Below are 26,216 nucleotides of genomic sequence, written 5' to 3'. Positions count from 1 at the left end.
GCGGCGGCTCGGAGGGGAGCCGCCGCGGCCGAGGTGTGTCCGGGTCCATGTCCGGCGCCCGGTCCATGTCCGTGTCCGTGTCCGTGTCCGGTCCGTCTACAGGGCGACCACCCGGACGGCCGCCCCGCAGAGCTTCGTCATGTCGTCCGGAGATCGCAGCGCACGAGTCGTTCAACTACGCGCTGCTGGACCCGGAGGAAACGGCGATCTTCGGCTGCGTCTACATCGACCCACCCGAACGCACCGGCGCCGACGCGGAGATCTCCTGGTGGGTGGTGGACGAGCTGGTCGACACCGAGACGGAACACGCCGTCGACACCCTGGTCCCCCACTGGATCACCACCGACTGGCCCTTCCGGCACCCCCGTCACCTCGGCCGGGACATCACCTGGCAGGACTGGCTGGCCCTGCCGCCGACCTCATGACGTCCTCCCGAGTGTGACCCAGCCGTACCGCCGCGCGAAGTCAACAACCAAGCTGCGGAGGAACGTCCGATCGCACGAGGCGGACTCGCGCGGCTGGTACGCGGCCGGGCAGGTAGACGAATCCGTTGCCGTTGTCGAGGAGCAATCCCTCATCGATGCCGTCCACGGACCAGAGATCAACCGGCCCACCGGTGTTGTTGATCCGAAAGAAGAACTCTGCTTCCTCCTCGCCCCGACAGACGAAGATCCCCTCCACCTCAGGGCCGCGGCTGCCGGCGATTCCCGGTGCGGCGCTCATCCGGGCCCAGTCCAGGCCATGCTGTGCGATCGACTGCCGATTGAGCATGGACGAAACGTGGAAGTGGTTCGACCTGTCAAGCACGCCAGGAGTATAGGAGGCAGTGAGGCTTCCTCCTCATGCTGGGGACCCTGTCACCCCCGCCTCAACTCGCCCTTGACCACCTTCCCGCTCGCGTTCCGAGGCAGCTCCGCCACGAACTCCACGACCCTCGGCACCTTGTAGTTCGCCATCTCCCGCCGGGCCCAGGCGATCAGGTCGTCCCCGGTCAGCACAGCGCCCCGCCGCCGCACCACATACGCCTTCCCGACCTCCCCCAGCCGCGGATCCGGCACCCCGATCACCGCGACGTCCGCGACATCCGGGTGCAGGCCCAGCAGTTGCTCTATCTCCGCCGGGTACGCGTTGAAGCCGCCGACGATGAACATGTCCTTGATGCGGTCGGTGATGCGCAGGTTGCCGTCGGCGTCCAGCACGCCCACGTCGCCCGTCCGCAGCCAGCCGTCCCCCGTCACCACCTCCGCCGTCGCCGCCGCGTCCTCGAAGTAGCCCCGCATGACGTTGAAGCCTCGCACCAGCACCTCCCCGGGCTCCCCGGGCGCCGCCTCCACCCGGACCTCGGTGCCCGGTATCGCCCGCCCGGACGTCGAGGCGATCACCGTGGGGTCGTCGCCGCGCCGGCACATCGTCACGATGCCGCTGGCCTCCGAGAGGCCGTACGCCGTCAGGACCGTCTCCACGCCCAGTTCACCGCGCAGGCGCTCCACCAGCTGCAGGGGCACCACCGCCGCGCCCGTCACCACCAGGCGAAGGGCGGACAGGTCGTGGGCGTCCCGCGCCGGATGGTCCAGCAGGGACTGGTGGAGGGTCGGCGGGCCCGGCAGCACGGACACCCGTTCCGCCGCGATGTTGGCCAGGACCGTGTCGACGCCGAAGACCGGCTGGGGGATCATCGTCGCGCCGCGCATGAGGCAGGCCAGCACGCCGGCCTTGTAACCGAAGGTGTGGAAGAAGGGGTTGACGATGAGGTAGCGGTCGCCCTGCCTCAATCCGGCCAGGTCGCACCAGATCTCGTACGCCCTGAGCGTCTGCGCGTGCGTGATCACCGCGCCCTTGGGGCGGCCCGTCGTACCGGACGTGAAGATGATGTCCGAGGGCATCGAGCCGTCCAACCTGCCCGCACGCGAACGGACTTCGGCCTCCCCCACCCCCTCCCCGCCCGCCAGGAAGTCCTTCCAGGTACGGAAGTCGGCCGGCGCGTCGTCCGACAGCACCACGACCTGGTCCAGTCCGGGCAGCCCGGGCCCCTCCGCGAGCGCCCGCCGCAGCGACGCCACGTACGACGTCCCCAGGAACGTCCCGGTCACGAACAGCAGCCGCGCCCCGCTCCGCCGCAGCACATCCGCCGCCTCGCCGCCCTTGAACCGCGTGTTCAGCGGCACCAGCACCGCGCCCGCCGACACGGCGCCCAGCGCGGCGACCATCCAGTCGAGGGAGTTGGGCGCCCAGATGCCCACCCGGTCGCCCACCTCGACCCCGCTCGCGATACAGGCCGCCGCCGCGCGCTCGACCCGGGCCCCCAACTCCGCGTACGAGACCCGGACCCGCCCGTCCACGACGGCCTCGGCGTCCGCGTACCGCTCCGCCGCCGACCGGATCAGGCCCGGAATGGTCCCCCACACCACGTCTCCGCGCATCGCAGCCTCCACACCAGTAGCTGACTACCCGTCAGATTAGCTGTAGCCTGACGCCCTGTCAGCTGCTCAACTGCCCTGGCATCATGCGGAGGTCCCCCACCATGGCCGGAATCAAGGACGCCACCGCGATCGTCGGCATAGGACAGACACCCTTCGCCAAACACCTCCCCGAGGACGAGAGAACCCTCGCCTGCCGCGCCGTCCTCACCGCCCTCGACGACGCCGGCATCGCCCCCGGCGAGGTCGACGCGCTCGCCTCCTACACCATGGAGGAGACGGACGAGGTGGAGCTCGCGAAGGCCGTCGGGTTCGGGGATCTCACCTTCTTCAGCAAGGTGGGGTACGGCGGGGGCGGTTCGTGCGCCACGGTCGCCCATCTCGCCGCCGCCATCGCCGCCGGTCAGGCCACCGTCGGCGTCGCCTGGCGATCGCGGAAGAGGGGCTCAGGACCCCGCCCCTGGACCAACACCACCGTCCAACTCCGCACCCCGGCCCAGTGGACCCGTCCCTTCGGCCTCCTCCGCCCGGCCGACGAGATAGCCATGCTGACCCGCCGTTACCTGCACGAGTACGGCGCCACCCGCGACCACCTCTTCAACGTCGCCCTCGCCTGCCGGAACCGCGCCAACCAGAACCCGGCCGCCGTCATGTACGAGCGCCCCCTGACCCGCGAGATGTACATGACCTCCCGCTGGATCAGCGAGCCCCTCTGCCTCTTCGACAACTGCCTGGAGACGGACGGGGCGTTGGCCTGCGTGGTCGTGTCGAGCGAGCGGGCCCGCGACTGCCGCCGGACCCCCGTCTACGTCCACTCCGCCGCCCAGGGCCTGCCCGCCCAGCACCACGGCATGGTCAACTACTGGAACGACGACCCGCTGACCGGCCCGGCCTGGACCGCCGCCCGGCACCTGTGGAAGCACGCCGACTTCACGCCCCAGGACGTCGACGTCGCCCAGATCTACGACGCGTTCACCGCCCTCATCCCCCTGTCCCTGGAGGGCTACGGCTTCTGCGGACGCGGCGAAGGCGGGGCGTTCACCGAGCAGGGCGCGCTGGAGATCGGCGGACGCCTGCCGATGAACACCAGCGGCGGCGGGCTCAGCGAGGCCTACGTGCACGGGTTCAACCTCATCAACGAAGGCGTACGGCAGCTTCGCGGCACCAGTACCGCCCAGGTCCCGGACGCCGCCACCTGCCTGGTCACGGCGGGGGAAGGCGTGCCCACCTCCGCTCTCCTCCTGAGGAGTTGACATGCTGACCCCCGTCACCGACCCCGACGGCGCCCCCTTCTGGGGCTACGCGCGCCAGGGCGAGCTCCGCGTCCAGGCCTGCGCCGACTGCGGCGAGCTCCGCTTCCCGCCCCGCCCCTGCTGCCCGCACTGCCAGTCCTTCGCCGACGAGTGGCGCCGGATGGAAGGACACGGACGGATCTGGTCCTACGTCCGCCCCCATCCCCCGCTCCTCCCCGCCTACGCCGACCAGGCCCCGTACACCGTGATCGTCGTCGAACTGACCGAGGCGCCCCGCATCCGCCTGGTCGGCAACCTGGTCACGGAAGCCGGGGCCCGACTGGACTCCGTCCCGCCGGAACGTCTCAGGATCGGCGCGAGGGTGCAGGTCGTCTTCACCGAGGACGGGCTGCCGCAGTGGGTCCTGGAGCGGCCATGACGACCGTACGGGTCCTGGCCGACAAGGACACCGGCGTCGCCGTCGTCACCCTCGACCGGCCCGAGCGACTCAACGCCATCGACCTCGCCATGCGCGACGAACTCCAGGAGATCTGGCGGGAGTTGCGTTTCGACGACGCCGTACGGGCGGTCGTCCTGACCGGCGCCGGAGAGCGCGCCTTCTGCACCGGCCTCGACCGGGACGCGGTGGTCCCCCAGCCCAGCTCCCCCTACATGGCCGACGATCCGCTCCTCCGGGTCGGCCCCAAGTCCAACGACCTGTGGAAACCGGTGATCGCCGCCGTGAGCGGCATGGCCTGCGGGGGCGCCTTCTATCTCCTCGGCGAGTCCGACTTCCTCGTCGCCGACACCACCGCCGCCTTCTTCGACCCGCACACGACCTACGGGATGGTCAGCGCGTACGAGTCCGTCCTGCTCGCCCAGCGGATGCCGTACGGCGAGGTCGCGCGCATGATGCTCATGGGCACGGCGGAGCGCATCTCCGCCCGGCGCGCCCACGAGATCGGTCTCGTCTCCGAACTCACCGAGCCCGGTGGCGCGTTGGCGGCGGCCGAGCGGTGCGCCGCCGTCATCGCCGGGTATCCGGTCGAGGGCGTCCAGGGGACCGTACGCGCGCTGTGGGCGGCGAAGGAGAGCGCCGTCGCCGCCGGGTTCGCGCAGGCGGCCCACCTGGTCTCGCTCGGGAACCTGCCGGACGAACGGCAGGCGGAGCTGTTCGTCCGGCGCGACAGACGGTTCCGGACGCGGTGAAGCGGTAGGACCGTCAGCTCGCCGCCGGTGCCAGGTCCTCGACCTCGCAGTGGTCGACGCGGGCGACGCTGCCACCGCCCACCTGCTCGTGCACCGTCACCGTCCCGCTCGCCGGCACGTCCACCTTGTCGACCTGGGACGCGACGACCCCGCCCTTGGCGTCCTTGAAGGTGACGGTGACCTCGAAGGTGCCCGCGGTGTCGTTCGGGTTGCTGACCTCGACGGTCGCGTACGGCTGCTTCACGGTCGCACAGCTCACCAGGACCGCCATCGCGGGCGACGCCGAGGCGGCCGTGGACGAGGAGTACGAGCCGCTGCCCCCGGTCGTCGTGTTCGAGTGCGACGACGTGTCGTGGTCCTGCGACGAGCTGCTGCACCCGCCACTGCTGTGATGCTTGCCGATGCCGTGATGGCGGCCCGTCGAGAAGCCCGTCAGCGACAGGACCACGAACCCGATGACCGCCGCGAACCGAAGAGTGCGCCCCCGTGTATTCATGCCGTCACACTAGCGAACCCCTGTCACGGCCATGTCACCGCGTGGCGGCCGCCCCGCACCCGGCGTAGCGTCTGGGGGGACGGCCGCCGTCCACGCCCTTCCGTGACATGGGTACGACGGCCGTCACCTGCAGACACTCACGCGGTCCGGGCGGTTCCCGTCCCCTTCTCCGCGTCCAGGGCGTACACACAGCGGTCCTTGCTGCACGCGTACACGACCCCGTCCTTGACCACCGGCGACCCGGTGATCTCGCCGCCGGTCGCCAGCTTCCACCGCAGCCGGCCGTCGTCGGCCTTCAGGGTGTAGAGCAGGTGGTCCGTCGAGCCGAAGTGGATACGGCCCTCCGCCACGGCCGGGGCGCCCACGATGTCGCCGCCCGCCTGGAAGCGCCACTTGGGCGTGCCCGTGACCGCGTCCAGGGTGTAGAGCCCCTTGCCGCTGCCCACGTGCACATGGCCCGCGGCCACCAGCACCGGGTCGACCGAGGAACGGGACTCGGTGGCGATACGCCAGCGGTCGCGGCCGTCGGCGGCGTCCAGGGCGTAGACCGTGCCGAGGTAGTCGGCCAGGTAGATGCCGCCACCCGTCACGGCCGGACCCGGCGCGAAGGTGGGCGGCGAGAGGAAGACCGCCGGGGCCTCGAAGTGCCACTTCACATGGCCGCTCGCAGTGTCCAGGGCCAGCACCCGGGTGCCCGCGGAGACGTACACACAGCCGTCCGGCGCGTGCGTCACCCGTACCGGCACCCCGCCGCAGGAGGCCGCGTCGCCGATCGGGTACGACCAGCGCTCCTCGCTCGTGCGGGCTTCCAGGGCGCGCAGGCGGGCGTCCTGCCAGACGTAGACAGTGCCCTCGTGGACGGCGGGCCCGGCCTCGGGGGACTCGAAGTCGGTCTGGGCGCCGGTCAGCTCCCACAGCTTCTGGCCGTTCGAGGCCTCCCAGGCCTGGACGCCGCCGCCGCGGGTGCCGGTGACGACCGTGCCGCGGTCGGCGTGCAGGGAGTAGACCCAGGCGTCCGTCTGGAGGCGCCAGAGGTCGGCGCCCTCGCGGGCCTCCAGGGCGAACAGGGTGGGGCCGTCGGAGGCGTGGATACGGCCGTCCGCGACCGCCATCGACCAGGCGACGTCCCGGGTCTTGAAGCGCCTGCGGCCGGTGGCCACGTCCAGGGCGTGCACCTCGAAGGAGGTGACGTAGACCAGGTCACCGGCGACGGACGGGGTGCCCCAGACGTCGTTCGACATACGGAAACGCCAGGGGCGCCAGCCGGTCGCCGTCTCCGGGGGTGCGGGCGGCGAGGACGGTACCCCAGGGCCTACGGCAGGGTCTGCGCCGTTGACTCCGGGGCGGGGCTTGGCCCAGGAGGCGGCCAGGGCGGCCTCCGGCGGGGGTGCCTTGACGGCGGCGGCGCGGACGTCGGCGACGCGTGGGCCGGGACCGATCGGCACCTGGGCGCCGGCCAGCCGGACGGGGCCGCCGTCGGGGGCGCCGACGGGGACGGGCGACGGGATCACGGGGTCGCGTGAGGGCGGGGGCGGGAGGGCGGGGCGGCCGCCGGTGCTGCGGCCGGGGCCCTGCGCGGGCTTGTTCGGCGGGCGTCCGCCGCGCCCGCGCGTCTCGATGAGGGTGACCGCCTTGTCCGGCAGCCAGGCCGACGCCGTACCGCTGTCGTCGGTGCCGGAGCCGAAGAGGTGCGGGGCGAGCTGGGCCTGGAGGTCGGCCGGGTTGGGGCGGGCCGTGGCCTCCATCTGCATGCAGGACTCGATCAGCGGGCGCAGCTCGTCCGGGAGACCTTCGAGGTCCGGGCCCTCGCGGAGCAGCATGAAGACCGTCTCGACCGGGTTGGCCCCATGGAACGGCGGGTGTCCGGTGGCGGCGAAGACCAGCATGGAGCCGAGCGAGAAGACGTCGCTCGCGCCGGTGACGCTGCGGGAGTCCTTGGCCTGCTCGGGCGACATGTAGGCGGGCGTGCCCACCGCCACATTCGTCATGGTCAAACGGGTGTTCGATACACCCGAGGCTATCCCGAAGTCGATCACCCGGGGACCGTCCTCGACGACGAGGACGTTCGAGGGCTTCAGGTCCCTGTGCACCAGCCCGGCGCCGTGGATGGACTGCAGGGCCTCCGCCACGCCCGCCGCGAGCCAGCGCACGGCCTGGGCCGGGAGGGGCCCGCACTCGTTCACTATCTCTTCGAGGGAGGGCGCGGGGACGTACGCGGTGGCCAGCCACGGCACGGCCGCGCGCGGGTCGGCGTCGACCACGGCCGCCGTGTAGAAGCCGGAGACCGCCCGGGCCGCCTCCACCTCGCGCGTGAAGCGCACGCGGAAGAGCTGGTCCTCGGCGAGCTCCGTGCGGACCGTCTTGATCGCCACGCGCCGACCGGACGCCGAGCGCGCGAGATAGACCAGCCCCATGCCACCGGCACCCAGCCGTCCCAGCACCTCGAACGGCCCGATGCGCCGCGGATCGTGCTGCGTCAGCTGATCGACCACTTGCCTGCCACCTCCCCGTACGGGCCCCGTCCACCCACATATGTACGCGACCCCGTGCAGCGTCTCACCACCGCACCGCCATGGCGGCACGCACCCCGATTCTTCCTGGCCCGGGCACTGGTTGCGAACTCAGGACCAAATCGGGGTGTCTCACCCCAAACCGGTATGCTTCCGCGCCCGGGGTCAGTGCTCCGCCCGCTCCAGTACGGCGAACGACGCTCCTTGATTGTCGGTGACGACCGCCACCTTTCCGTACGACGTCTCGAATGGTGGCGCCTGGACGCGGCCACCGAGCCTGCTCACCGTGGCGAGGACGCCCTCACAGTCCTGGACGCCGAAGTGGACGACGAAGTGGGGCGGCATCTCGGCCGGAAAGACCTCCGACACCGCCGCCCGGCCGAAGTCGGGCTCGGCGTCCGGCCCGAACAGGGCGTCGTGGAAGAGCTCGCCGTAGAAGGTGTTGGCGGCCTCGGTGTCACGGGCGTACAGCTCGGCCCAGACGAAGGTGTCGGTCTCGTGCCGCTTGCCGAAGCCGGGGTGGGTGCCCGGCTGCCAGAGGCCGAAGACGGCCCCCTCGGGGTCGGTGACCAGCGCGGTCGTGCCCAGGTCACCCACCGGCACGGGTGCGGTGACGACCTGCCCGCCGGCCGCCCAGACCCGGTCGGCGAGCGACTCCACGTCCGGCGTCGCGAAGTACACCGTCCAGACGGTGGGCATACGCCCGTCCACCTTGCGCGCGAGCGCGGCGACGGGCTCCCCGTCGTGCAGCGCCCAGACGGAGCCGCCGTACTGCTGCTCCCGGAAGGTCCACCCGAAGAGCTCACCGTAGAACCGCTTTCCGGCTTCTACGTCGGGAAGCTGCGCGTCCACCCAGCAGGGGACGCCCTCTCCGTATGCGGATGCCCTATTTTCGGCCATACCGCCAAACTAACGGCGACTCACGCACCCCGCAGGACCAGGCACACCTGTCTCCCCGCACCCATGCACCCCATTTGCAGTCGGCCGAATCGCGCTCCGATCACCCCTCGGTAAGCTGACGGCATGACAGGACAAGTGCGTACCGTCGACGGCCGCGTGGCCGGCCGGCGTGGGCAGGCGACCCGGCAGAAGCTGCTCGACTGCCTCAGCGAGATGCTCAGCTCCTCCCCTTACCGGGACGTCAAAGTCATCGATGTCGCCCGGAAGGCGGGTACTTCGCCCGCGACCTTCTACCAGTACTTCCCGGACGTCGAGGGCGCCGTCCTGGAGATCGCCGAGCAAATGGCCACCGAGGGCGGGCAGTTGACCGCACTCCTCGAAGGCCGCTCATGGGTCGGCAAGGCGGGCTGGCAGACCGCGCAGGAACTCGTAGACGGATTCCTGGAGTTCTGGCGCAAGAACGACGCGATCCTCAGGGTCGTCGACCTCGGTGCGGCCGAGGGCGACAAGCGGTTCTACAAGATCCGCATGAAGATCCTGAACTCCGTGAACAACTCCCTCGCGGATTCGGTCGCCGAACTGCAGTCCAAGGGCAAGGTCGACAAGGATGTGAACCCGGCCGCCGTCGCCGGTTCACTGGTCGCGATGCTCGCGGCCGTCGCCTCGCACCAGAAGGGCTTCCAGACCTGGGGCGTCAAGCAGGCCGAACTCAAGCCTAATTTGGCGCTGTTGGTACATCTGGGCGTGACCGGAAAGAAGCCGACCAAATAGGAAGTCCACGTCAGGAACACTACTTTCAGGCTCCAAGTCCTGTCTGGCAGGCGGTGGTTCACTCAGGTGGGCCGCCGCCTGCCGTGTTGCGGCCACACGGGCAGCGGGCGGCCGATCGGACGGTTCGGCCGGAGGAACGCCCACGACGTGTTCCCACCCGATGAGACCAGCGGAGCGTTCGGCCTCCTCCGCATGGCCTGCTGCGCCGCCGTCCATCCGGCGGTGGGCCTGGGCGCCCGCCCGACGGCCGCCCGGGCGGTCACCCGTGCATCGACGCCGTGACGGCGTTGAACGGTCGGCACCCCGTTTGCGTACATATGGGGAAGGAATTCGCGAAAGGAGAGCGATCATGAACCTCCTGAAGCGTGCGGCCGTCGCCGTGGCCTCGGTCGCCCTGGCCACCGGAGGCGCGGGCATCGCCTTCGCGGCCCAGCCCGGCGCGTCCTGCGAGGACACCCCCCACCAACCCGGAAACGCCATCAGCGCCCCCGGCTCCGCCTTCAACCCCGACGGCCATGCCGGCACCCAGTACGCGGGGTCGTTGGGCACCCACTCCCTCATCTCGAACAACCCCAAGGCGGTCTCCCAGTACGACGTGGCCTGCACCCAGAACCAGTCGCCCTGACACCGGCACCGCTCATCTCCGTACGATCCTGAACAGCCGAATCTCCCGCTCCACCCGAGCCTGATACGTCGCATACGGCGGCCAGAAAGCCAGCGCCGTCTTCCACACCGCCGCCCGCTCCTCGCCCTCCAGCAGAAAGGCCCGGACGGGAACGTCCTCACCCTTCCAGCTGACCTCGGCCTCGGGGTGGGCGAGCAGGTTGTGGGTCCAGTTGGGGTGACCCGTGCGGCCGAAGTTGGAGCCGATCAGGATCCAGCTGCGGCCGCCGTCCTCGGGCATGCACGCGAGCGGCGTACGACGGGGCAGTCCGCTGCGCGCGCCGGTGGAGGTCAGGATCACACCGGGCAGCATCTGCGCGCTGAGCAGCACTTTCCCGCGCGTCAGCCGGTGCACGGCACGGTCCAGCGCCGGGATGACATGCGGGGCCACCTTCGCGAAGCCCCGCGTGGACGAGACCCTCTGCACCACACGTTCGCCGATCACACCGACACCTCCCGGCCCTCGAAGAGACGCGCCGCCGCGGCGGCGTGCGCCCGCAGCCGGTGGACCGGCCCGAAGAGCAGCTCGTCGCCGGATGCGCGCTTGAAGGATAGATGGGCTTCGTGCTCCCAGGTGAAGCCGATACCGCCGTGGAGCTGTATCCCCTCCGCGGCGGCGGAGCGCAGGGCTTCGAGCGCCTGCGCGAGAGCCAGCCCGCCCACCCTCTCGTCGTGCACACACGCCCAGGCCGCGTAGTACGCCGCCGACCGCGCCGCCTGCACCTGCACATACACATCCGCCAGCCGATGCTTGACCGCCTGGAACGACCCGATCGCCCGCCCGAACTGCTCCCGCTGCTTCACATGGGCGACGGTCCGCTCCAACGCCCGGTCGGCGGCCCCGACGGCCTCGCAGGCGAGGAAGGCGGCGGCGTGATCGCCGACGGAGGCGAGGGCACGAAGGACGTCGGCACCCTCTTCCCCGAGCAACACGGCTTCCACATCCCGGAGTTGGACCCGCGCCTGCGGCCGAGTCGCGTCAAGTGCCGTCTGCCGCACCCGCACCACCCCCTCCGCGTCCCCCGCCACGAGGAACAGCAGCGTCCGCGACCGGGCGAACCCCCCGGCATGCGCGGCGACCAGCAGCACCCCCGCACTGTGCCCGTCGAGCACCTGCTCGGCCTGCCCGTACAGCCGCCACGCCTCCCCCGCCCGTCTCGCCTGGACTCCCCCCGCACGACCACCGCCCGCCCACTCCCCACCGTTCTCGCCGGTCAGGGCGAGGGCGGTGGCGAGCGCGGTGCCGGGGACGGCGAGGGCGGCGGTGAGGGCGCCGGAGGCGAGTCGGGGCAGCAGGTCGGCGCGCTGGGCGTCGGTGCCGAGGGAGACGATGAGCGGCGCGGCGAGGACGGCGGTGGCCAGGAGCGGGGTGGGGGCCAGGGCTCGCCCCACCTCCTCTCCCGCGAGGGCGAGTTCGGTGAACGAGCAGTCGACGCCCCCGTACCCCTCCGGAAGGGCCAGCCCAGGCAGCCCCAACTGGTCGGCGAGGAGGGTCCACAAGGTGGGGTCGTGTCCGTCGGGGGTGTCGACGGCGGCCCGGAGCTCATCCGGCCCGCAGCGCTTGCGGAGCAGTTCGCGCAGGGTGCGGCGGATCTCGTCCTGTTCGGCGGTGAAGCTCGCGTCCATGGCTCTTCCCTCCGGATCTGACGGCCCGTCATATTAGGGGGACCGGAACGAGATGCCCAGGGGCAGGAGACCTCTCATGACGCGCGGGAACCGCAAAGTCGCCGTGGTCGGCGTCGCCCTGTCCGACTGCGGGCGCGTGGCCGAGGCGACCCCGTACACCCTGCACGCCCAGGCGGCCCGCCGCGCCCTCGCCGACGCCGGCCTGGACCGCGGCCATGTCGACGGCTTCGCCTCGGCCGGGTTGGGCACGCTGCCGCCGGTCGAGGTGGCCGAGTATCTGGGCCTGCGCCCCACCTGGGTCGATTCCACGGCGGTCGGCGGTTCGACGTGGGAGGTCATGGCGGCGCACGCGACGGACGCGATCGCGGCCGGGCACGCGAACGCCGTGCTGCTGGTCTACGGCTCCACCGCCCGCGCGGACATCAAGGCGGGCCGGCGGACGGGGAACCTGTCCTTCGGCTCGCGCGGCCCGCTGCAGTTCGAGGTGCCGTACGGCCACACCCTCATCGCCAAGTACGCGATGGCCGCCCGCCGCCACATGATCGAACACGGCACGACCATCGAGCAGTTGGCGGAGGTCGCGGTGCAAGCGCGGGCCAACGCGGCCCTGAACCCGGACGCGATGTTCCGCGACCCGATCACCGTCGACGACGTCCTGTCCGGCCCGATGATCGCCGACCCCTTCACCAAGCTGCACTGCTGCATCCGCTCCGACGGCGGGGCGGCGGTGCTGCTGGTGGCCGAGGAGTTCGCACGGGACTGCCGCACCGCCCCGGTCTGGGTGCTCGGCACCGGGGAGCACGTCTCGCACGCGGCCATGTCGGAGTGGGAGGACTTCACCGTGTCCCCGGCGACGGTCAGCGGGCGGCTGGCGTTCGAGCGGGCGGGGGTGGGGGCGGCGGAGATGGACTTCGCGCAGATCTATGACGCCTTCACGTACATGACGCTGGTGACTCTCGAAGACCTCGGCTTCTGCGGGAAGGGTGAGGGCGGGACGTTCGTGGAGAAGGGGCGGCTGCGGGTGGAGGGTGGGGAGTTGCCGGTGAACACGGACGGGGGCGGGCTGTCGGCCCAACACCCCGGCATGCGGGGGCTGTTCCTGCTCGTGGAGGCGGTGCGGCAGTTGCGGGGAGAGGCGGGGGCTCGGCAGGTCCGGGCGTCGGACGGGGAGTTGCCGAGGCTGGGAGTGGCGTCGGGGACGGGCGGGTGGTTCTGTTCGTCGGGGACGGTGGTGCTGGGGCGGGGGTGAGCCGGGGTCACCTGGTGACGGTGACGGCGGCTTGGTCGTTGGTCGGGTCGAGGTCGCGGCGCCCGTGGTGGCCCTTGTCCCGGAGGCTCACGAGCCCCGCTCCCGGTTCGCCCAGGCTCAGGGTGAACTCGAAGGTGCGGGAGCTGCCCGGTCCGAGCTCGTCGATGTCGCAGGTGTAGGCGGAGCCGTCGCTGTCGCAGTAGGGGCCGTACTCGCCGTCGTCGATCTCCGTCATGGGCTGCTTCTCGACGACGGCGCCGAAGGGCGGGCTGAAGACCAGCTGCGTGCCGAAGCCGGGGTCGCCGGGGCCGTTGTTGCGGACGGTGAGGCGGACCGTGCGGGTGTCCTCGACGCCGCCGTGCAGGTCTGCGCCGGTGACCTGGTAGTCGGCGTGGGTGTCGAGGGTGACGGGGGTGGTGGCGCTGCCGGCCCGGAAGGCGCCGCGCACCGGCTCGGCGGCCACGACCTCCAGTGACGGTCCGTCCCCGAACGCGCCGGTCCTGGACTCCGGCTTGGTGTCGAGGGGCCAGACCCGCGCCTCGACCGTCCCGTACATCGCCGTCTCGGAGGCGCGCAGCCGCAGCCCGGTCTTCAGGGCGACGGTCTCGCCGGGGGCGATCCGCACGTCCGGGAACCGGCAGACGGCGGCGTTGCCGTCGTAGTGCTTCCGGTCCAGGTAGCGGCAGTTGGCGTACCGTTCGGCGTACTCCGTGGAGCCTGGCTGGAGTTCGAGACCCAGGCCCCTGACGGGCACGGTGCCGGAGTTCCGTACGACGAGGGGCGCGGTCAGCTCGGCGCCGGGGCGGACGTGCTCGAAGGCCTTGGGCGCCAGCACCTCGACGACCGGCTCGCCGACGACGAACTCCGTACGGGCGGTGAGCTTCTTGCCGTCCTTCGTCGTGTACGTGAATCTCACGACCGCCGACTCCCCGACCTCGGCGCCCTTCGCGGCGACCGGCACGACCCGCTGGTTCCCCCCACCGTCGAGGAAGTCGCCCGGGATGTCACAGGTCACGTGCGCGGCACCGCCCCTGCACTCCGGGCCGCTCCTGCGCAGCCGGACGACGTCCTCCGAGCCGCCCACGACGTCGACGGTCGCCCGGCGGGTGCCGGTACGGGGGGAGGACGAGCCACCCTCGGCCCGGACCTCGAACACCGGCTTGTCGTTGACGGCGCTCTTCTCGCCGTACGGAGGGAGGTAGTACACGGCCGGCGCGGTGAGAGAGGTCGCCTCCTCGCTGGTGCACGCCGTGAGGGTGCCGAGCAGCAGGAGGGCGGTGACGCTGAGGGCCGTGCTCGCCGAGCGCCTCGCCACGCCTTTGTCTCCCCTCCGTCGACCGGTCTCCCAACGTACCGGTCAGCTCACGGTCGTGAGGAGCTGTCCTACGGGGCGGCTGCCGTCGTAGGCGTAGATGTGGACCCGGACCGTCGCCCCCGTCTTCGCCGGGACCAGGGAGAGGGCGACGACCCGTCCCGCCCGGTCCTCCGCCACCGTACGGATCCGCACGGACGCCGCCGGGGTCACGACGACCGTGCGGCCGTGGGAGCAGTCGTCGGTGACGCGGACGACGTCGGGCGGGGGCTGGTCGAGGGATGAGGCGTGGGTGTGGGCGGGGAGGTGGGACCAGCCGTCGGTGGGGGCGGCGGGCATGGCGCGGGTGGAGTGGGTCAGGTCGGCCGCACCGATGCCCATGGCGGCGTGCCAGAAGGTGACGCCGCAGAACTTGAGCGGGGGCGCGCCCATCCGGATGTCGGGGGAGGAGGCCGGCGACGAGCAGCCGACGGCCGCGGCGGCGAGGCCGACGGCGAGCAGGAGGACCTTCGGATGCACCTTCATATGCAGGGGACGGAGAGGTGAGGGAGTTCGTTCGCGGTCGGGTGATACTCACCGCATGAGCCAGGAGCACCAGGACAGCCACGACAGCCCGGACCTGCACGAACTGCTGCGATCCCTGCGGGTGTGGGACCCGGAGGTCACCCGCCTGCCGCCCTTCGACCCGGCCACCGCCCCCTCCTCGCCCCTCCCCCTGTTCACCACCTGGTTCGCGGAGGCGGTGGCGGCCGGGCAGACCGAGCCGCACACCATGTCCCTCGCCACCTCGGACGAGGCGGGCCTGCCGGACGTGCGGATCGTGATGCTGCACGGCGCGGACGCGGAGGGGTGGTCCTTCGCGACGCACTCCGGCAGCCGGAAGGGGCGGCAGTTGGCGGTACGGCCGTACGCGGCCCTCGGCTTCTACTGGCCGGCGCTGGGCCGCCAGGTCCGGCTGCGCGGCCCCGTCACGGCCGCCCCGGCCGCCGAGTCCCAGGGCGACCTGCACGCCCGCTCCACCGGCGCGCTGGCCGCCGCGCTCACCGGGCGGCAGAGCGAAGTGCTGGGCTCGGTCGAGGAGTTGGCGCGGGCGTCCCAGGCCGCCTGGGAGCGGGCGCAGCACGAGCCGGACGCCCCCGTGCCGAGCTGGACCCTGTACCGACTCCGGCCGGACGAGGTGGAGTTCTTCCAGGGCGACGAGCGGCGACAGCACGTACGGCTCAACTACTGGCGCGAGAACGGGGGTTGGGTAAAGGAGCTGCTGTGGCCATGAGGGTTCGCGGCGGGCTTCAGGCCGAGAAGTCGTACACCGCGAAGTCGGCCACCGGGCGGTAGCCGACGCGCTGGTACAGGGCGTTGCTGGTCGGGTTGGCCAGGTCCGTGAAGAGCAGCACCTGGTCCGCGCCCGCCGCCAGCGCGGCCCGGCTGACCTCGGCCGTGACCGCACCCGCGTAGCCGCGTCCGCGCAGGTGGGAGGGGGTGTAGACGGGGCCGACGCGGATCTGGCCGGCGACCATGGGGGTGACTCCGGCCATGGACACCGGCGTGCCGTCGGCGGCCTCCCAGAAGGTGATGCCGCCGTAGGCGATGCGTGCGTCGGCCCAGCCGTCCGCACGTGTCCCCACTCCCCCGATATCCTCCATGAACTCGCCGTACCAGCACACCAGTCGGTCCCGGTCCGGCTCCGCGGCAACCCTCGGCCGCCCTGTCGGCATGGCTGCGGGCGCGGTCAACGTGCCCAGCCGGTACAGCCGTTGCCGCTCGTGCAGCGTCGCCACGGCTCCGGTGCCGCGCTCCCAGGCCCGGACCAGAGTCGCCACGGCGGTGCGCTCACCGATCACGCCGGACACGGGGCGCCCGATGCCGGCCAGATGGGCGGCGAGGGAGCCGGCGTCCTCGGGGGTGATCGGTGTGACGCTCACCCGGTAGGGCGGGGTGCAGAAGTAGGCGCCCCGGACCTCGCCGTTCCGCTCCAGCACCCCGAAGAAGGGGGCCTCGTCGCCGTACGCCTGTGTGCCCCGCATCCGCAGCTGCTCGGTCACCGTCAGCGGGACGGTGTGCAGATCGGGCCGGGATCGGAGGAAGGACCCGGCGCGCGCGAGGAACGCGTCCAGGCCGTCGATGAAGTGCCAGTCTTCGGGCCGCATGCTCCATGATTCCGCGCGGCGTCGGGCGAACGCCTCCGAATTATCGACGGGAGCGTTCATCTGGCCGTGGATTCAGGGGAGTTGAGGTTCCGGGTCGGTCGCCAGCCGTCCGTGCAGATGCATGTCCCGGAACGCGTCGTGCCGCCCCGCCTCGAACATCGCGCCCCGCAGTGTCCCCTCGTACCGGAACCCGCACCGTTCGGCTATCCGGCACGACGCCCCGTGCCCGATCGCGTGGTCGAGTTCGAGCCGGTGCAGCCCCAGTTCGGTCAGCGCCCAGCGGGACGCGACGGCCAGGGCGCGGGTGGCTATGCCCCGTCCCCGCGCCTCGGGAAGCACCCAGTACCCGACGCGGGCGTTGCTCAGCACGAGGTTGATGAGGTTGACGCCGATGTGCCCCAGGGGTGTGCCGGTCGCGGCGTCGGTCACGCAGTACGAGGCCGCGGTGCCCTCCGCCGAGCCCAGCACCTTGGAGCGCAGCGACTCGCGGGCCGTCTCCAGGTCGGTGACCGGGTTGAGCGGGGTGTTCCAGCGCCGGAAGTCCGGGTCGGTGAGCCCCCGCAGCCAGGTCGCCACGTCGGCCTCGGAGCCCGCGTCCCACAGGCGCAGACGGATGCCGTGGCCGTGCAACTCGGGGAAGGGGGACACCATGCGGCGCGTGTGGAGGGAAGCCATCGCTCCATTCAAGCCCGTTCCGATCGCCGGTGCGGGGCCTTTCGAGCCGGTACGGCTCCCTCGCGCGGCCGGAACACGGGTGTTCCCTCCCGGAACGCCACCTCCAGCTCCATCCCGGCCGCCGGCTCCTCGCACCCCACGACCTCGGTCATCATCCGCGGCCCCTCCGCGAGGTCGACCACGGCGGCGACGTACGGCGTCCGCTCCCCGAAGGGCGGCAGGTCGTTGCGGTGCACGACAGACCAGGTGTAGAGCACGGCCCGCCCGCTCGCCGGCTCCCAGGTCACGTCCTCGCTCCAGCAGTACGGGCAGAACTCCCGCGGGTAGTGATGCGCCCGGCCACAGGCTGCGCAGCGGCGGATCAGCAGCCGGCCCTCGGCGGCGGCGTCCCAGTAGGCGCGTGTGAAGGCGTCGGCCTCCGGGAGGTCGTGGCGGGGGCCGGTCACGAGAAGAGCCCCAGCGCGCTGTCGACCGACCACACCTGCCACGACATCCCGAACAGCCCGACCACCGACATCAGGGCCATCATCGAGTTCTGCCCCTGCTCGGCCACCTCGTGGATCATGAGCGTGAAGTAGAGGATGTTGAGGAGCAGCCCGCCGACCAGCGCGATCGGCGTCAGGAACCCGGTGATCAGCCCGAGCCCGGTCGCCAGCTCCGCGTACACCACCACGTACGCCATCGTCCGCGGCCGGGGCGCCACCATGACCTCGAATCCGGACCGTACGGCGTTCCAGCGGTGCTTCGCCGCTATGTCGGCGGCCCACTTGATCCCGGTGCCGCGCTCGAACCAGGCCTTGCGGTCCTTGTGCCGCCAGCTCTCCAGCCACCACAGGCCGAGGCCTATACGCAGGACGGCCAGCCATTCCGCGCCACTGAGCCAGATCGAGTCCATGAATCTGACGGTACGTCAGGTAACCGCATCCCGGAAGCCTGTGTGCCGACCGCGCGGCCGCACATCCCCCATGAGTGTTCCCGGCGAGGCCGATCACCCCGTGGCCACAACCAGGCGCCCTACGCCACAAGTCCCACCCACTCCTCCTACACCCGTGATCAATCCGAAACCAATTCCCCTCTTGACCGAGACCCATCAACCCGGCATGTGATTACGCTCGCGCTCATGGCCGACTCCACACCGTCCCCGACTCCCGCGTCGGGCCGCCCCGTCTACGTCATCGGCGGCGGCCCCGCCGGGCTCTCCGTCGCGTACGCGCTGCGGGCTCGGGGCATACGCGCCGTCGTGCTGGAGAGGTCCGACCGGGTGGGAGCGTCCTGGCGGCGCCACTACGACCGCCTCCACCTGCACACCACCCGCCGTCTCTCCGCCCTCCCGGGCCTGCCGATACCCCGCCGCTTCGGCCGCTGGGTGGCCCGGGACGACGTGGTGCGGTACCTGGAGAAGTACGCCGAGGTGCACGAGCTGGAGATCGTCACCGGGGTGGAGGTGAAGCGGGTCGAGCGCACCCCCGACGGCGCCGGCTGGCTGCTGCACGCCACCGGCGGACGCGAGCTGACCGGCGCCGCCGTGGTCGTCGCCACCGGCTACAACCACACCCCGTACGTCCCCGACTGGCCCGGCCTCGACGACTACACCGGCGACTTCACCCACGCCGCCGACTACCGCACCCCCGCCCCCTACACCGGCCGCGACGTCCTGGTCGTCGGCGTCGGCAACACGGGCGCCGAGATCGCCGTGGACCTGGTGGAGGGCGGCGCCTCACGGGTACGGCTCGCCGTGCGCACCGCCCCGCACATCGTCCGCCGCTCGACGGCCGGCTGGGCCGCCCAGTACACGGGCGTGCTCGTACGACGGCTGCCGGTCGCGGTCGTCGACCGGCTGGCGCGGCCGATGGCCAGGCTGAGCGTGCCCGACCTGTCCGCGCAGGGGCTGCCCCGCCCGGACACCGGCCTGTACACCCGCGCCAGGCAGGGCGCGATCCCGGTCCAGGACGTCGGCCTGATCGACGCCGTGCGCAAGGGCCGCGTAGAGGTCGTGGCCGCCGTCGAAGGCTTCGAGGCCGGCAAGGTCGTCCTGGCCGACGGCACCCGTATCTCCCCGGAGGCGGTCGTCGCGGCCACCGGATACGTCCGCGCGCTGGAGGGTCTGGTCGGCGGCCTCGATGTGCTCGACGCGCAGGGCAGACCGGTCGCGCACGGCTCCCGCGCCCCGAAGAACACCCCGGGCCTGCACTTCACCGGCTTCACCACCCCCATCAGCGGCACCCTCCGCGAGGTCGCGATGGACGCCGAGAAGATCGCGAAGACCGTGGTGAAGCAGGGCGGGGACGCGCTGTCCCGGCTGCCCGGATGACGTAGAAAGTCTCAACTCCCTTCTCCAGAACTCCCGTTACACATGTGCCAGATGTGGCGGGAGCGTTGAAGTGTGCCCCCGCACGGGGCCAGAATCTGAATACTGCTCACTTTCTGGCTCCACACTCTCTCCACACGGAGGACGCACGTGGCACGCGAAAGACAGCACCACCCCCGCACGGTCAACGGCCTCTCCCGGCGCTCCCTCCTCGGCGGCGCAGCCGCGGCAGCGGGCGCGGTCACCCTCACCGGCACCGCGGCCGGCCCCGCCGCCGCGGCCTCCACCCGGGACGTGGACGTCGCGATCGTCGGCGGCGGGATCGCCGGACTGACGGCCGCCCGCGACCTGGTGGCCGGGGGCAAGACCGTGGCCGTCCTGGAGGCCCGCAGCCGTGTCGGCGGCCGGGTCGTCAACCTCTCCCTGGCCAACGGCGGTTTCACCGAGGGCGGCGGCGAGTTCATCGGCCCCACCCAGGACCGCATCAAGGCGCTCGCCGACTCGCTCGGCGTGGCCACCTTCACGACCTACAACACCGGCAAGAACCTTCTCTACAAGGACGGCACCAGGACCCCGTACGCCACCGACGGCATCCTCGGCGCGGTCCCGCCGATCGACGCGGCCGGTCTCGCCAACGCGGCGATCGTGCAGTCCGAGCTGGACGACATGGCCAAGACGGTCCCGGTCGACGCGCCCTGGACCGCCGCCAAGGCCGCCGAGTGGGACAAGCAGACCTTCGAGAGCTGGCTGAACGCCAACGCGATCGTCCCGTCCGCCAAGTTCCTCCTAGACCTCGCCTCCACCTCGATCTTCTCGGCCCAGCCCCGCGAACTCTCCCTCCTCTACGTCCTCTTCTACATCGCCGCCGCCGGCAACGAGTCCAACGTCGGCACCCTGGAACGCCTCACCGACACCGCGAACGGCGCCCAGGAGTCCCGCTTCGTCGGCGGCTCCCAGCAGGTACCGATCAAGCTGGCGGCCACGCTCGGCGACCGGGTGGTGCTGAGCGCACCGGTGCGCTCCATCGCCCAGTCCGGCAGCAAGTACGTGGTCACGGCGGACGGCATCACGGTCACGGCCAAGCGGGTGGTCGTCGCCGTCCCCCGCCCGCTCTCGTCCCGCATCACCTTCGATCCCCTGCTCCCCGCCGAGCAGGACCAACTCGCCCAACGTCTGCCGATGGGCTCGATCGGCAAGGCGATCGCCGTCTACGACACCCCCTTCTGGCGCGCCGACGGACTCAACGGCCAGGCGGTCAGCGACTCCGGCGTCGTCCGCTCCACCTTCGACAACTCCCCGCCGGACGCCTCCTACGGCGCCCTGATGGGCTTCATCGAGGCCGACGAGATGCGGGCCTACGACGCGGCGAGCGTGGACGACGTCAAGACGGCCGTCCTGAAGGACTACGTCAACTACTTCGGCGACAAGGCCAAGTCCCCCACCTCCTTCGTCCTCCAGCGCTGGGACAACGAGGGCTTCTCCCGCGGCGGCCCGGTCGCCTACGCCCCACCCGGCGTCCTCACCGAGTACGGCGCGGCCCTCCGCAAGCCGGTCGGCGGCATCCACTGGGCCGGCACGGAGACGTCCACGTACTGGACCGGCTTCATGGACGGGGCGGTGCGATCGGGGGAGCGGGCGGCCAAGGAGGTGCTGGCGGAGCTGTAAGGGTGGGTGGGCCTGGGTCCCGGTGGGACCCAGGCCTGTCAGGTGTGGGGGAGTTCGGGAGGGTCAGGGACGTCTCCCACCCGGAACTCGGGAACTCCGTTCTGGAGACGACCGAAGCGGCCAGCCAGGTTTCCCTCCATGGTGCCGAGCAACTCACGGACCGTGCGTGCGTTGGCGAACCCGGACGGGTCGGCGACGCGGGTGGCGTCCAACCAGGCTGCTGCGCGGGCGGGGACACCGGGAGCGAGGTCGTAGCCCGACTGGGCGGCCAGGCGCCGGAGGATGTCCACCAGGTCCGCGGTGTCGTAGTCCGGGAAGTCGACACGTAGGCCGAAGCGGGCGGGCAGCCCGGAGTTGACAGACAGGAAGGCCGTCATCTCACGCGGATGACCGGCGAGGATCACCACCAGCCGACCCCGCCAGCGCTCCATCTCCTGGAGGAGGGTGTCGATCGCCTCGGCCCCGAAGCCACCGCCGCCCTCGGTGTCCCAGGCCAGGCTGTAGGCCCGGTCGATGAACAGGACGCCGTCCAGAGCGGTCTGTACGGTGCTGCGCACCAACGACGTGGTCTGCCCCACGTGATCGGCGACCAGGTCGGTCCGGGTCACCTCGACGACATGGCCCTTGCGAAGCAGGCCGAGCTCTCGGAACACCTTTCCGACGAACCGGGCCACGGTGCTCTTGCCTGTTCCGGGCGGTCCCGTGAACACCAGATGCGGAGGGGTACCGTCATTCCATGTTCGATCCGCACCCAGTAGGACAATGAGATCCTCCAGGACCTCCCGGACAGGGCCCGGCCAGACGTGGTCGTCGAGTTCGGCGAGCAGCGCGGACGGATCGGGCGCGGGGGCGGGCAGATAAGCGCGATAGGACTCGGGGATGTCCTCGACGGTGACCGGCTCCCCCATGTCGGGCATCACCCGCTGCGCCCAACGGTCGGAGACGGCACGGGCGAGAGCGACCATCTCCCTTCCGCCGGCGAAGTCCTCGTTCCTCGTCCGGTACATCTCGTCGACGATCTGCCGCAGCCGTTCCACCACTCCGTCGGCGAGTCGCAGCCCACCCTCCACGAAGCGCCCTTCCAGGATCGCCATCAGGGTGTCGGGGCCGAGGCCGGGAAACTCGATGATGTGGTGCTCCGGGATCCGGCGTACCAGCAAGGGGTTGGCCGCCAGGAACTCCCTCACGTTCTCGGGTGATCCGGCGAAGATCACGGCCAGCCGGTCCCGATGGGCCTCCATCTGACCGAGCAGTGCGCGCATCGCCTTGTCACCGTAATCCCGGCGCCGTTCGGGTCCGTACACGTCCTCGATGAACAGCACGCCGTCCAGAGCCAGGTCGACGGACTGGTCTGGATGCCCGAGCACGAGGTCACTCATTCGCACCGTGACGAGGTGCCCGCGGTCGAGCAGGCCCAGGTCCCTGAAGATCTCGCCTACCAGCTGTGCCGCGGTGGTCTTTCCGGTACCGAGGTTGCCGCTGAACACCAAGTACGGGGCCGTCGGTTCGTCCCAGGCCCTGCCCTCGGCCAACAGAGTCTCGGCCCGCAGGCCAGCGAGGAACAGCTTGAGCTCTGCGAAGCCCGGCAGGGAGTCCAGCCGCCCCCAAGGACCGTCGCGGTCGACCTCCGCATCCCGCACCGGCTCCTGCGGTAGCGTCACCCCTTCCAGCCCATCAAGGAACTGACGGACCGTCGGACGCCGGCTCGGATCCGCGTCGAGGCACCGTCCGATCAGCTCCCGAAGGTCGCCCAGGTGGCTCGGCAGCTGCGGCAGCGCGCTGCGACTGACTGTCGCAAACCTGCGGCGCGTCGCCTCATGCAGGAGGATCGCCCCCAACCCGTACATGTCGAAGGACGGGTCCAGCGGCTCGTCAAGCGGATACCCCTCGGGGGGCATGTACCCGCTGGCGAGCTCACGGCGCTGCGGGTACGGATGTGGCTGCCCGTCGAACTGGGCATAGACCCAGCTGATGAGGACGACCGAGTCAGGGACGAGCATCACAGCGTGCGGCCCGAGGTTCCCGTGCACGATGCCCGCCGAATGAGCTCGTTCGAGCGCTTCGGCGAGTCGGCGGGCCAGCTGGGACAGGGCGTGGAGGTCGTCCGGGGGGCCGTTGTCCCACCAGGGCCTGCTGAGCAGGTTGAACGCGGGATCACCCGATATCGAGGTGACAAGCCCCATCGCCAGCCAGGTCGGTGAGGCCTGCCGGTCGATGCCGAGCAGCGGCGGCGCGTACCGGCCGTCCATACGCCGCAGGGCCTCCGCCTCCACACGCACCAGTGCCTGGAACGCCTCGGGTTCCAGATACGCGTCGGGCGGCGGTACCTTCACCACGGCCTGATGGCCGGCACTGTCGATCCCGAGGTACACGTCGGAGAAGTCCGCGGTGTTGATCGTCGCGACCAGTTCGTACGGGTTGAGGACGCCGTCGGTGGTGGGCTCCGCGTCGGCGACGGAGGGCGCCGGGATCCGATCGGCAGGCGTCACCAGCCCGGCCCGCGCAAGCGCCTCCTCCCGCAGCCGCGCCCACGGAATCCCGTCGGCGGTCAGTTCCGCGTCACCCGCGGGGTCGGGGAGCAGTCCCGAGACGCGCCCTGCCGTACCACCGCGTTCGACGAAGCCGGAGACCTCACGGAGGATCTGGTCCACCTCGTGCGTGCGCAGCGATTGCAGGAGGTCCGCCCGCACGCCGGGCAGGAAGTCGTATGGGACGTCCGTCGGCGGGATGGAGCCGACCGTGTCCGTCGGGGTGACGAGCCCGCTGAACATGACCTCGGCCAGCACGGTGGGCGGAGTGCCGGGCAGTACGGCGGCCTGCACCACCCGCATGATGGCCACGGTCAGCGGCACGGCCGACAGACAGGCCAGCAGCCGGAACGCTTCCGGAGAGGCGGTGGCGTGGAAGTCGTTGAGGCGCCGGGTCGGTGACCTGTCGTCGGTGACGGCCTGTTGCGGCTGAGAGTCGGCGGCCAGCAGCGTGACCGCGGAATCGACGGTCGGTGAGCCGGATCCGGCCACCAACCGGGCCCAGGGCTTGAGCCATTCCGGACTTGGCTGCAGCACGGGGACGGGGATGCTGCCCGCGGCCAGCCGCCGTTTGCCGCGTCGGCGTCCGGTGTAGACAAGGTCCGTGTTGGCCGCTGAGAGAGGCGCGCGACGCAGCTGGGCGGGAACGGCCGGAAGGGCCGTACGGCGCCACAGTCCTTCCGGCAGCGCCTGGAGCACGGCGAGGGGGCCGACTGCCGCCCACTGCCGCATGGCCTCCCGGACGGAGGGGTTCTGCCAACGGGGAGCCACACCGTCGGTGAGGACGAGCACCAGCCGTCGGCCCGACGGGTCGTGGATCTCCGCCGGGTCCCAGGTCCGGTCCGGATCCGGTGCGGGGTGCACGCTCAACCCCGGTGAGCCGTCGGGCCGGACGTGCAGATAGCGCAGCCGTACGTCGCGGAAGGCCCCCACCTGGACGAGCAGCCGACGCACTTCACGGACCAGCGGGGTCCACAGCAGCAGCCCGGTCGGATGGCCGTCCACCACGAGGACGACGTCGAGCCAGCGCTCCGGCGCCGGTCGCAGTACGGGCAGCACAGTCCCTTTGCGATGCGGAGCGGACCGCCGGGCCATGGATTCGACGGTGGCTTCCTCGTCGATCTCGGCCACGTGCCGCGACGGGACCCGAAGCTTGAGCGGCCGAAGGGCGCGCAGTAGCTCCAGCCTGCGGGGCAGGGGCGGAGCTGCGGCGAGCCGCACCGGTGTGGCGGGGAGCCGGGAGGCGTCCCCGGAGCCCGGAGCCGTCGTCGGGGCGTAGACGGGGATCGCGGGCTTGGCGTCCGGCACCGCAGGCTCGCTCGGGAGCACGGGAACGGTCTCCCCCGCCCGCCCGGCCGGTGGCTGCGAGGAATCGGCCGCCCTTGCGTCCGCGCCGGCAGAAGGGGATGCCGCGGGGAGTCGGGTGGCGAGCCAGAGGATCTCGGCCAGTTCCCTCGGCGTGGGGTCCAGCCCGAGCCTCGCGAGGACGGACCGGAACGGCTCCACGCTCATCGGTGGTCCTGGTTGAGGTACTGCAGGACGAGTTCGGCGAGGTGGCCCCGATCGGCGGCCACGTCACCGGCCGCGTGTCGGGCCAGATAGACGGCCTGCAGAAGCTGGTCGGTGGCCAGTTCGCCCTTGCTGCGCCGCTCGAGGAAGAGGGAGATGAGCTTCTCCGCGTGCGGAGCCGTCTCACCCAGGTGGGCATGGACGATGGCCCGCAGTCGCTCGGCGTCGGGCGCCGGAAGGTGCAGGCGCACACAGCGGCGCAGGAAGGCGGGCGGGAAGTCACGCTCGCCGTTGCTGGTGAGGACCACGAACGGGAAGGCCCTGCACCGCACCCGACCGGCTGTGACAGCCACCCGCGCGCCGTCGTCCGCGGGGCGCACCTCCGCGTCGGCGAGGGTGTCGGCCACCCGTGACAGCTCGGGGATCTCGAAGGCGCCCTCCTCGAAGACGTCGAGCAGGTCGTTGGGGAGATCGATGTCGCTCTTGTCGATCTCGTCCACGAGCAGTACCCGGGGCAGGGAGTAGGGCGCCATGGCGGTGCCGAGCGGTCCCAGCCGGAAGTACCGCCCGACGTCGACCGGAGTGGCCGGAGGGTCGTTGTCGGCTTTCTCCAGACGGCCAATGGCGTCGTAGCGGTAGAGGCCGTCCTTGAGGGTGCTGCGGCTGGTGATGGGCCAGCGAAGGACCGGTCCGAGCCGCAGTTCGTGGGCCACCGCGTAGGCCAGGCTGGACTTCCCGACTCCGGGGTCTCCGGTGACGAGCAGCGGGCGCCTCAGGTAGAGGGCGGTATTGACCATCTCCACCGCCTCCCGGTCCGCCTGGTACGCGGCGGACCGCAGCGGCCAGCGGGCGGAGAGACCGTAGTCGTGGTCCCGGTCGAAGGGGGTCGGCGCGTCCGTGTAGAAGACACGCCAGGGCGGTGGCTCGGGCAGCTCCGCGATGCCGTCGTGCGGTTCGCCGCTGCCTTGGTAGATCAGCCAGTCACTCATCTGGAGTTCC

Annotated in this window: 25 protein-coding genes and 1 pseudogene; 11 read left to right on the top strand and 15 right to left on the bottom strand. The window is 71.4% G+C overall.

The window, feature by feature from the left end; translation table 11 throughout:
• A pseudogene (locus tag ACWC09_RS18025) lies at positions 1 to 425 on the top strand (hypothetical protein); the annotation flags it as partial.
• A 40-nt stretch (positions 426 to 465) separates the two neighbouring features.
• On the opposite strand, the gene ACWC09_RS18020 reads toward ACWC09_RS18025, so the two are convergent.
• A complete protein-coding gene (locus ACWC09_RS18020) occupies positions 466 to 771 on the bottom strand; it encodes a hypothetical protein (protein ID WP_450851505.1) in 306 nt (101 codons plus the stop codon).
• Positions 772 to 857: 86 nt separating this feature from the next.
• Complete coding sequence (locus ACWC09_RS18015; RefSeq protein WP_450851504.1) at positions 858 to 2,420, bottom strand: FadD3 family acyl-CoA ligase; 1,563 nt, start codon at positions 2,418 to 2,420, stop codon at positions 858 to 860.
• 101 nt (positions 2,421 to 2,521) lie between these two features.
• Between ACWC09_RS18015 and ACWC09_RS18010 the strand changes: the two genes are divergently transcribed.
• Genes ACWC09_RS18010 through ACWC09_RS18000 form a run of 3 tightly spaced genes read left to right on the top strand, consistent with a single transcriptional unit; the run spans position 2,522 to position 4,858 of the window.
• Positions 2,522 to 3,670, top strand: a complete 1,149-nt coding sequence (locus ACWC09_RS18010) for a lipid-transfer protein (protein ID WP_450851509.1) — start codon at positions 2,522 to 2,524, stop codon at positions 3,668 to 3,670.
• Between the two features lies 1 nt (position 3,671).
• A complete protein-coding gene (locus ACWC09_RS18005; RefSeq protein WP_450851503.1) occupies positions 3,672 to 4,088 on the top strand; it encodes a Zn-ribbon domain-containing OB-fold protein in 417 nt (138 codons plus the stop codon).
• Positions 4,085 to 4,858 carry an enoyl-CoA hydratase/isomerase family protein gene (locus ACWC09_RS18000; RefSeq protein ID WP_450851502.1) on the top strand — a complete coding sequence of 258 codons (774 nt, stop codon included), beginning with the start codon at positions 4,085 to 4,087 and terminating at the stop codon, positions 4,856 to 4,858. The genes ACWC09_RS18005 and ACWC09_RS18000 overlap by 4 nt, the downstream gene beginning before the upstream one ends.
• A 13-nt stretch (positions 4,859 to 4,871) precedes the next feature.
• Here the strand turns inward: ACWC09_RS18000 and ACWC09_RS17995 are convergent, their stop codons facing one another.
• The 3 genes from ACWC09_RS17995 to ACWC09_RS17985 form a co-directional block, all read right to left on the bottom strand.
• Entirely contained in the window at positions 4,872 to 5,354 is a 483-nt protein-coding gene (locus ACWC09_RS17995) for a hypothetical protein (protein ID WP_450851501.1), read from the bottom strand.
• Positions 5,355 to 5,491: 137 nt separating this feature from the next.
• Complete coding sequence (locus ACWC09_RS17990; RefSeq protein WP_450851500.1) at positions 5,492 to 7,846, bottom strand: outer membrane protein assembly factor BamB family protein; 2,355 nt, start codon at positions 7,844 to 7,846, stop codon at positions 5,492 to 5,494.
• A gap of 183 nt (positions 7,847 to 8,029) precedes the next feature.
• On the bottom strand, positions 8,030 to 8,764 hold the full coding sequence (locus ACWC09_RS17985; protein ID WP_450851499.1) for a VOC family protein: 735 nt from the start codon (positions 8,762 to 8,764) through the stop codon (positions 8,030 to 8,032).
• 135 nt (positions 8,765 to 8,899) lie between these two features.
• Here ACWC09_RS17985 and ACWC09_RS17980 point away from each other — a divergent pair, with 135 nt between their 5' ends.
• The 3 genes from ACWC09_RS17980 (at position 8,900) to ACWC09_RS17970 (ending at position 10,160) form a co-directional block, all read left to right on the top strand.
• The gene (locus ACWC09_RS17980; protein WP_058924738.1) at positions 8,900 to 9,535 is read left to right on the top strand and encodes a TetR family transcriptional regulator; all 636 of its coding nucleotides are present in this window, start codon (positions 8,900 to 8,902) and stop codon (positions 9,533 to 9,535) included.
• A 147-nt stretch (positions 9,536 to 9,682) separates the two neighbouring features.
• The gene (locus ACWC09_RS17975; RefSeq protein ID WP_450851498.1) at positions 9,683 to 9,817 is read left to right on the top strand and encodes a hypothetical protein; all 135 of its coding nucleotides are present in this window, start codon (positions 9,683 to 9,685) and stop codon (positions 9,815 to 9,817) included.
• A gap of 67 nt (positions 9,818 to 9,884) precedes the next feature.
• On the top strand, positions 9,885 to 10,160 hold the full coding sequence (locus tag ACWC09_RS17970; protein WP_450851497.1) for a hypothetical protein: 276 nt from the start codon (positions 9,885 to 9,887) through the stop codon (positions 10,158 to 10,160).
• A 12-nt stretch (positions 10,161 to 10,172) separates the two neighbouring features.
• On the opposite strand, the gene ACWC09_RS17965 is transcribed toward ACWC09_RS17970, so the two are convergent.
• Positions 10,173 to 10,643 carry a nitroreductase/quinone reductase family protein gene (locus ACWC09_RS17965; protein WP_450851496.1) on the bottom strand — a complete coding sequence of 157 codons (471 nt, stop codon included), beginning with the start codon at positions 10,641 to 10,643 and terminating at the stop codon, positions 10,173 to 10,175.
• Positions 10,640 to 11,824 (bottom strand): acyl-CoA dehydrogenase family protein, encoded by a 1,185-nt coding sequence (locus ACWC09_RS17960; RefSeq protein ID WP_450851495.1) that lies wholly within the window; start codon positions 11,822 to 11,824, stop codon positions 10,640 to 10,642. Before ACWC09_RS17960 ends, ACWC09_RS17965 begins: the two co-directional genes overlap by 4 nt.
• Before the next feature lie 76 nt (positions 11,825 to 11,900).
• On the opposite strand from ACWC09_RS17960, the gene ACWC09_RS17955 reads away from it, so the two are divergent.
• Positions 11,901 to 13,073, top strand: coding sequence for a thiolase C-terminal domain-containing protein (locus ACWC09_RS17955; protein WP_450851494.1), 1,173 nt, complete (start codon positions 11,901 to 11,903; stop codon positions 13,071 to 13,073).
• A 7-nt stretch (positions 13,074 to 13,080) separates the two neighbouring features.
• Here the strand turns inward: ACWC09_RS17955 and ACWC09_RS17950 are convergent, their stop codons facing one another.
• The gene (locus ACWC09_RS17950) at positions 13,081 to 14,388 is read right to left on the bottom strand and encodes a hypothetical protein (RefSeq protein WP_450851493.1); all 1,308 of its coding nucleotides are present in this window, start codon (positions 14,386 to 14,388) and stop codon (positions 13,081 to 13,083) included.
• Positions 14,389 to 14,430: 42 nt separating this feature from the next.
• Positions 14,431 to 14,910: a hypothetical protein gene (locus ACWC09_RS17945; RefSeq protein ID WP_450851492.1), complete on the bottom strand. Its 480-nt coding sequence runs from the start codon at positions 14,908 to 14,910 to the stop codon at positions 14,431 to 14,433.
• Between the two features lie 55 nt (positions 14,911 to 14,965).
• Here ACWC09_RS17945 and ACWC09_RS17940 point away from each other — a divergent pair, with 55 nt between their 5' ends.
• Positions 14,966 to 15,658: a pyridoxine/pyridoxamine 5'-phosphate oxidase gene (locus ACWC09_RS17940; protein WP_450851491.1), complete on the top strand. Its 693-nt coding sequence runs from the start codon at positions 14,966 to 14,968 to the stop codon at positions 15,656 to 15,658.
• 16 nt (positions 15,659 to 15,674) lie between these two features.
• Here ACWC09_RS17940 and ACWC09_RS17935 read toward each other — a convergent pair whose 3' ends face one another.
• From ACWC09_RS17935 to ACWC09_RS17920, 4 genes are all read right to left on the bottom strand, one after another.
• A complete protein-coding gene (locus ACWC09_RS17935; protein ID WP_450851490.1) occupies positions 15,675 to 16,532 on the bottom strand; it encodes a GNAT family N-acetyltransferase in 858 nt (285 codons plus the stop codon).
• Positions 16,533 to 16,604: 72 nt separating this feature from the next.
• Entirely contained in the window at positions 16,605 to 17,207 is a 603-nt protein-coding gene (locus tag ACWC09_RS17930) for a GNAT family N-acetyltransferase (RefSeq protein WP_450851489.1), read from the bottom strand.
• Between the two features lie 8 nt (positions 17,208 to 17,215).
• Positions 17,216 to 17,653, bottom strand: coding sequence for a Zn-ribbon domain-containing OB-fold protein (locus ACWC09_RS17925; RefSeq protein WP_450851488.1), 438 nt, complete (start codon positions 17,651 to 17,653; stop codon positions 17,216 to 17,218).
• Entirely contained in the window at positions 17,650 to 18,102 is a 453-nt protein-coding gene (locus tag ACWC09_RS17920; protein ID WP_450851487.1) for a DoxX family protein, read from the bottom strand. The genes ACWC09_RS17925 and ACWC09_RS17920 overlap by 4 nt, the downstream gene beginning before the upstream one ends.
• Positions 18,103 to 18,327: 225 nt before the next feature.
• On the opposite strand from ACWC09_RS17920, the gene ACWC09_RS17915 reads away from it, so the two are divergent.
• Both ACWC09_RS17915 and ACWC09_RS17910 read left to right on the top strand, forming a co-directional pair.
• Positions 18,328 to 19,518: a flavin-containing monooxygenase gene (locus ACWC09_RS17915; protein WP_450851486.1), complete on the top strand. Its 1,191-nt coding sequence runs from the start codon at positions 18,328 to 18,330 to the stop codon at positions 19,516 to 19,518.
• A gap of 147 nt (positions 19,519 to 19,665) precedes the next feature.
• Positions 19,666 to 21,180: a flavin monoamine oxidase family protein gene (locus tag ACWC09_RS17910; RefSeq protein WP_450851485.1), complete on the top strand. Its 1,515-nt coding sequence runs from the start codon at positions 19,666 to 19,668 to the stop codon at positions 21,178 to 21,180.
• Between the two features lie 38 nt (positions 21,181 to 21,218).
• Here the strand turns inward: ACWC09_RS17910 and ACWC09_RS17905 are convergent, their stop codons facing one another.
• Both ACWC09_RS17905 and ACWC09_RS17900 read right to left on the bottom strand, forming a co-directional pair.
• Entirely contained in the window at positions 21,219 to 25,220 is a 4,002-nt protein-coding gene (locus ACWC09_RS17905) for an SAV_2336 N-terminal domain-related protein (protein ID WP_450851484.1), read from the bottom strand.
• Positions 25,217 to 26,206 (bottom strand): AAA family ATPase, encoded by a 990-nt coding sequence (locus ACWC09_RS17900; protein ID WP_450851483.1) that lies wholly within the window; start codon positions 26,204 to 26,206, stop codon positions 25,217 to 25,219. Before ACWC09_RS17900 ends, ACWC09_RS17905 begins: the two co-directional genes overlap by 4 nt.
• Between the last annotated feature and the right edge of the window lie 10 nt (positions 26,207 to 26,216).

It is taken from the genome of Streptomyces sp. NPDC001617, from assembly GCF_053596855.1.
The sequence above is the reverse complement of the archived record's forward strand: the minus strand, read 5'-3'. Positions and strand labels throughout refer to the sequence as shown.